Below are 5,994 nucleotides of genomic sequence, written 5' to 3' on the forward strand. Positions count from 1 at the left end.
GCAGCGAGACGTCGCAGGTCCCGGCGCCGAGGTCGAAGACGAGGAGGTGGGTGCCGTCGGCAAGGGCGCGGTGTACGGCATCCGGGTCGCGCTCGGCGCCCTCGGGGACCGGGGGTCCTCACCCCCGGCGCTCAGCGCGGCACCCCCGCCGAGCCTGCCCGCGCCGCCGAGGGGCAGCGACGCCGAGCGCTGGCTGCGCCGGGCCGAGACGGCCGTGCGCACCCTGCGCCGGCAGACCGAGGGGGTCGGCGACCCGGTGCTGCGCGGCCAGATCGACGAGGTCGACGACAACGCCGCCGGCGCGCTGGCCGACCTGGCCCGCTTCGCCGGGCAGGTGACGCTCATCGAGCGCAGCGCGTCGGGCATCGACAACCAGCGGCTGCGCCAGGAGCACAACCAGCTGCAGCGCGGGCTGTCCGGGCTTGCGGCCGGGCCGCTGCGCGACGAGCGGCAGCGGGCGCTGCGGGCCGTGGCCGACCAGCTCGACGTCGGCAAGCGGCTGCGCGACGCCCGCGAGATGCTGCTGGCCCGCATGCAGTCGGCGGTGCTGGGAATGGAGGGACTGGTGGCGCGCATGGCCGAGCTCGTGGCCCTGCACGCGACCACCGTCGGCGGCGCGCCGCTGACCGCGACGAAGGTTGCGGAGCTGACCAGCGACCTCGAGGGCCTGCGCGCGGGTCTCGCGGAGGCGGAACGGTTGTCCCAAACGACACTGTCCCGGGGGGAGGTCCCGGGCACCGAGCCCTGACTTCTCCCTGACTTGTGTCCGCTATAGCAGGTTCTGTACCGAATTTTCGGGGCTTTGCCGCCAAGGTGGGCGTGACGCTCTAGCGCGCGCCTGACACGATAGAAGCCGCACGTAACGAGTGCAGGCCGAGAGAGGACCGCGAGATGGCGAATCCGTTCGCTAAGGGCTGGAAGTACCTCATGGCGCTCTTCGGCGCCAAGATCGACGAGTACGCCGATCCGAAGGTGCAGATCCAGCAGGCGATCGAGGACGCGCAGCGTCAGCACCAGGCCCTGGTGCAGCAGGCCGCGGCCGTGATCGGCAACCAGCGCCAGCTGGAGATGCGCTTGTCCCGGCAGATGTCGGAGGTCGAGAAGCTGCAGGGCTCGGCCCGCCAGGCGCTCGTGCTGGCCGACAAGGCCCGCGCCGAGGGCGACGAGGCGAAGGCCACGCAGTACGAGCAGACCGCCCAGGTGTTCGCCACCCAGCTGGTCGCCGCCGAGCAGGGCATGGAGGACCTCAAGACCCTCCACGACCAGTCGCTCAACGCGGCCGCGCAGGCGCGCAAGGCGGTTGAGAACAACGCCATGATGCTCCAGCAGAAGCTCGCCGAGCGCACCAAGCTGCTCAGCCAGCTGGAGCAGGCGAAGATGCAGGAGACCGTCGCCAAGTCGCTGGAGTCGATGAGCGGCCTCGCCGCCCCCGGCAACACCCCGTCGCTGGACGAGGTGCGGGAGAAGATCGAGCGGCGGTACGCCAACGCCATGGGCCGCGCCGAACTGGCCTCCAACTCCGTCGAAGGGCGGATGCTCGAGGTGCAGCGCTCGACGCTGGACATGGCCGGCAGCTCGCGCCTCGACCAGATCCGGGCCAGCATGGCCGGCGACAAGCTCGCCGCCGCGCCGGAGTCCCCGGCCGTCGCCTCTGCCGGCCCGAAGGACGCCAGCATCGCCCGGCTCGACGAGATCCGCGCGAGCCTGAAGGACAAGCAGGCGGGAGACTCGGCCAGCGCCGGCTGACCGATACGGAAGCGAACCCCGGGGGGCGGTCATGGCCAGCGATAGGGCCAAGCACCTGAAGCGACTGCGGCGGCTGCACCGCTCCGCCCGGGCCTGGTCCGTGCGGGCCGGCCTGCTCACCGGGGCGACGGCGGTCCTGGTGCCGTACCAGGGGCTGGGCCTGCCCGACGCCTTCTGGGCCGCCGCGGCCGGCGGCTCCATCGCGATCACCATCTGGCGGTGGCTGGACTTCCGGGCCTTCCAGGCATTGCCGGTGCCGCCCGAGCCCGATCCGGCCCTCGCCGGCTCGGTGGCCCGCGACAAGCTCGTCGGGCTCGTCCAGCGCCTGCCCGCCGGCCGCACCGCCGTCGCCGAGTTCGACCGGCAGCGCGAGTCCTTCAAGCTGCGGGGCCTCACCGTGGCCGAGCCCTGGCGCCGCCTGGACCGCGCCGCGGCCATGCTGAGCGGCCTGGTCGGCCGCCTGGGCCCGGCCGCCGAGGCCGCGGTCCTGGACGCCACCGTCGCCGAGCACCAGCTGCGCGACCTGGCCCAGCGCTGCGCCTCGGTCGAGCGCGCCATGCGCATCGGCCCGGCCGGCGACAACCTGCGCCCGGCCCACTACGCCCTCGCCGTGCAGCTCGAGCAGGGCGTCGCCGCCTACGAGCAGTTCGTGACCGCGGCCGCCGGCTGCGTCGCCGAGGACACCACCGCTGTCGGCAACCTCACCGACGCGACCGCCTTCCTGCGCGGCGTCGCCGAGGGCCTCGCCGACCTGCGCACCCCGCAGCCCACCCCGCGCCCCCAGACCGCCTGATCCCCTCCCGGGCCGGTCGGCCGTCGTGGCGCGAGGCACCCGGCCCCGGCCGATCGTGGCCGCAGGACGTCGGCGTTGCCATGCCGGACGACGAGCCCGGCGCGGCAACGTCTCCGCAGGTCAGGCGGCCGGGTCGAGTCGTCGGCTGAGGTCGTCGAGTGCCCGCGTAGCGGCCCGCAGGTCTCGCCGGGCGGCCTCGATGTCGATGGCGGCCGAGGCCGCCAGCGCCGCGTTGCGGATGTACGTCGACACGGGCTGGCCGGCCGCGGTCGCAGCGGCGATGATGCCGTCGAGCTCACCCCGGCCGAACCGGACCGACACGACCGACCGGACCTCGGCGACTGCCTCGCTCGGCACCACATTGCCGGCGGCCTCGCCGCGATGCTGGTACAGATCTTCGGCCGCCGCCGCCATCTCGGTCACGCTCAGGCCGGTGACCTCGTCGATTTCGTCCGACTTGCTCATGACTGCTCCCATGCCGTGATCGGGTAGGCCGTGCCCGTTTCCGCGGACTAGATGAACGCGACGGTCAGCTTGCGCCCCGCATCCGTTACGCCGAGGGCCAGATGCGTCGCCGCTCGACCGCGAAGATTGGTGCGGAACGTGGGTCGATTGGCGAACAGTTCCTCGATCTCCGTGCACGTTGCCCGCTTGGTGGCGTAGACGGTGTTGGCGCCCCATCGCACCGTCACAACCTTGATCGGTGGCATTCGCCATCCTTCCAAGTGTATTACGGGGTGCGAGCCGCCGTAATACGAGTCTACGGGAAGGGGCTGGTGGAAGGCGGGGAAGTCACTCGTTCGGGAGCAGGTAGCGCCAGCTGGCGCGCAGGACGGTGCCGTCCTGGAGGCGATAGGTCGGCCAGGCGCCGCGCTGGTCCAGGTCCCGGGTCAGCAAACGCACGGCGGCGCGGGCCGCGTCGCCGTCGAGGTCCGCCCGGCGCAGGCCATCGTGGTCGGGGGCGGGCAGCGTGATGCCGGGCGGCCAGGCGGCGGACGAGACACTCGGCAATGCGGCGACCGGGGTGCCCACGGCGACGCTGCCGGCGGTGCCCTCCAGGGCGGGGATGGCGACGACGCGGACGCGGGTGGCCAGATACGGCTGGGCGGTCGCGGACACCGCCTTGTGCACCGTGGCGAGGCGGTCGCGGGCGTCATAGAGCACGTCGGGGTACCAGTGATCGGGCTTGAGCTCGTCGAGCCCCTCGGCGGAGCAGGTCAGCGTGCCGCTCGCGGACCAGACCGTGAGCTTCGTCGTGGGGGCGTCGAGGATCGACGGGGCGCCGGTCGGCTTCTTCTGGGCGGCGTTGGCGCGCAGGTCGTCGGCCAGGGTGGTGGCCAGGCCGCGAAGCTGGTCGGGGTCGAGGCGGGAGCGGTAGGTGGCGTCGGCGATGGCCTCGCCGTCGCCGTAGATCACCAGGCGGGGCGGGCGCAGGGCGGCCATGCCGGGCGCGTTCAGGCCGCCGGTCAGCTCCCACACGGCCAGCGGAGCGTCGCCCGGGGGATCGAACGAGATCGTCGGGGCCGGGGTGGCCCCCGGCGCGCTGCTGCAGGCCGAGACCGTGGCCGCGGCCAGAACGCCCGCGAGCAGGCCCCGACGGGTCAGCCGGAGGTCCACCGGCTCGCCACCTTGCCCGCCCCGCTCATCGCCCCTCCCCATGAGACGCTGCCCCGCGACTACGACCAGCACACTATCGCGTGCCGGGAAGTCCGCCCGCGGCGAGTCGGGCGGGATAACGGGATCTGAAGTTTTGCTCAGGGCCGGTCGCCACGGCGCCGGGCCTGCTCCGCGTCCGGGGGCGCACATGCGGTACGACACCCGGGGCCTCTGGCTTGTCGACGTCCCGGCCGAGGGCGTGCGGCCGCGCGCTCAACCGCGGGGCGGGAGGGCGCCCGGCTGGCAGTGCGGGCACCAGTACGTGATGCGCTCGTGGTCGCCGCCCGTCCATCGGCGCAGGACGGTCCGGCACCTGCGGCACGGCTGACCGGCCCGCTCGAAGACCCAGTTGGTCTCGCCGCGGCGCAGGGAGCCGGTGGTGGCCTGGGTCCAGCGGCCGCGGTTGGCGTTGAGCAGCGCGTGCGCCTTCTCGACCAGGGCGGTCAGGTCCGCGACCTCGCCCACCAGGGTCCACGGCGACACGCCGCGCAGGAACAGCGTCTCGGCCTTATATAAGTTGCCGATGCCCGCGAGGTTGCGCTGGTCGAGCAGCGCGTCGGCGATGCAGCGCCCGGGCCGGGCCCCCAGGCGGCGCACCGCCTCGGCAGCGTCCCAGTCGGGCCCCATCAGGTCGGGCCCGAGGTGGCCGACCAGGCGCTCCTCGTCGCGGGTCGGCACGATCTCCAGCTCGTGCAGGTGGAAGCCGACGGCGACCGCGGCGTCGGTGTGCAGGGCGACCCGGATCAGGTGAGCCGGGCGGCCGGTCCAGCGCTCACCCGGGCGGTACGTCCGCCACGCGCCGTCCATGCGCAGGTGCGAGTGCAGCGTGAGCGGCTCGCGGCCCTCGCGGGTGAGGCGCAGCAGGAGATGCTTGCCGCGGCAGGCGGACTCGGCGACGGTCCAGCCGGACAGGTCGGCGGTGGCCAGGCGGGGCACGCGAACATCGCTGCGGCGCACGATCTGGCCGGTGATCGCCTCGCCGAGGACGCGCGCGGTGTTCCAGACGGTGTCGCCCTCAGGCACCCCCGAAGTCTATGCGCCGGTCAGTGCGGGCCGGCGGGGGCGACCGTGTAGCGCTCCAGGTGGCCGCGGGCCTCCAGCGCCGCCACGACCGAGTCGGCGTCCGAGCGGGACTCGAGGCGGGCCACCTCGTAGCGCGAGCCGTCGTCGTCCTGGCGCAGCACCACCCACAGCCCCGCCTCCACGCCGGCGTGGACCTTGCGGGCCTGCTTCTCGGCGTCGCGGAGGTGCTCGGCGGCCTGCCGCTCGGCGAGGCGCAGAATCTGCTCGACCCGGCCGCCGAGGCCGTCCGCGGGCGGCTGGTCCTGGTCCTGCGGACAGGCCGACTCGGGCTGGCTGGCCGCGAACATGATGAGGCCCACGACGGTGGCCGCCACGCCCGCCCACACCGCCGTCGTCTGGGCCCGGGACGACGCGAGCTGCGAGCCGGCGAAGAGTCCGACGCCGAGCCCGATCGTGAGCATTGACCAACGCCTCATGACGCCCTAGAGGCTAGCGGATGCGCTCCAGTTGCATGATCCCGTCGCCCTCGGCCAGCCGCGCGGTGCGTCCGGTCGGAAGGTACCCCGACTTCTCGTACAGCCGGCGCGCCCGCGCGTTGTCCTCCCGCGTCCACAGCGTGGTGCGCGGCCACGGCTCGTGCAGCGCGGCGAGGACCCGGCCGCCGTGGCCGCGGCCCCACGCGTTTGGGCGCACGAACACCATCGACACGTGCCCGTAGCCGGGGACCGGCGCGCCCGCGCCGTCGTCGGCCCGCCCGGGCTCGGCCCGCCCCATCG

Annotated in this window: 9 protein-coding genes; 3 read left to right on the plus strand and 6 right to left on the minus strand. The window is 73.9% G+C overall.

Annotated elements, in window-relative coordinates; genetic code table 11:
* From AB0M46_RS50760 to AB0M46_RS50770, 3 genes are all read left to right on the plus strand, one after another.
* Nucleotides 1–748: hypothetical protein (locus AB0M46_RS50760; RefSeq protein ID WP_363348870.1), on the plus strand; the 748-nt coding region annotated here is incomplete at its 5' end.
* Between the two features lie 143 nt (nucleotides 749–891).
* Nucleotides 892–1,746, plus strand: a complete 855-nt coding sequence (locus AB0M46_RS50765) for a PspA/IM30 family protein (RefSeq protein ID WP_363348872.1) — start codon at nucleotides 892–894, stop codon at nucleotides 1,744–1,746.
* 31 nt (nucleotides 1,747–1,777) lie between these two features.
* Nucleotides 1,778–2,539 (plus strand): hypothetical protein, encoded by a 762-nt coding sequence (locus AB0M46_RS50770; RefSeq protein WP_363348874.1) that lies wholly within the window; start codon nucleotides 1,778–1,780, stop codon nucleotides 2,537–2,539.
* Nucleotides 2,540–2,659: 120 nt separating this feature from the next.
* On the opposite strand, the gene AB0M46_RS50775 is transcribed toward AB0M46_RS50770, so the two are convergent.
* The 6 genes from AB0M46_RS50775 to AB0M46_RS50800 all read right to left on the minus strand — a co-directional run.
* Nucleotides 2,660–3,004 carry a hypothetical protein gene (locus tag AB0M46_RS50775; protein WP_363348876.1) on the minus strand — a complete coding sequence of 115 codons (345 nt, stop codon included), beginning with the start codon at nucleotides 3,002–3,004 and terminating at the stop codon, nucleotides 2,660–2,662.
* Between the two features lie 47 nt (nucleotides 3,005–3,051).
* Nucleotides 3,052–3,249, minus strand: coding sequence for a hypothetical protein (locus AB0M46_RS50780; protein WP_363348878.1), 198 nt, complete (start codon nucleotides 3,247–3,249; stop codon nucleotides 3,052–3,054).
* 82 nt (nucleotides 3,250–3,331) lie between these two features.
* Nucleotides 3,332–4,156 (minus strand): hypothetical protein, encoded by an 825-nt coding sequence (locus AB0M46_RS50785; RefSeq protein ID WP_363348880.1) that lies wholly within the window; start codon nucleotides 4,154–4,156, stop codon nucleotides 3,332–3,334.
* Nucleotides 4,157–4,408: 252 nt separating this feature from the next.
* Nucleotides 4,409–5,218: a DNA-formamidopyrimidine glycosylase family protein gene (locus AB0M46_RS50790; RefSeq protein ID WP_363348882.1), complete on the minus strand. Its 810-nt coding sequence runs from the start codon at nucleotides 5,216–5,218 to the stop codon at nucleotides 4,409–4,411.
* Between the two features lie 20 nt (nucleotides 5,219–5,238).
* Complete coding sequence (locus tag AB0M46_RS50795; RefSeq protein ID WP_363348884.1) at nucleotides 5,239–5,694, minus strand: hypothetical protein; 456 nt, start codon at nucleotides 5,692–5,694, stop codon at nucleotides 5,239–5,241.
* Between the two features lie 13 nt (nucleotides 5,695–5,707).
* On the minus strand, nucleotides 5,708–5,994 hold a 287-nt coding region (locus AB0M46_RS50800), incomplete at its 5' end, for a GNAT family N-acetyltransferase (RefSeq protein WP_363348886.1).

The organism is Dactylosporangium sp. NPDC051485 (assembly GCF_040682015.1).
GTDB lineage: Bacteria > Actinomycetota > Actinomycetes > Mycobacteriales > Micromonosporaceae > Dactylosporangium.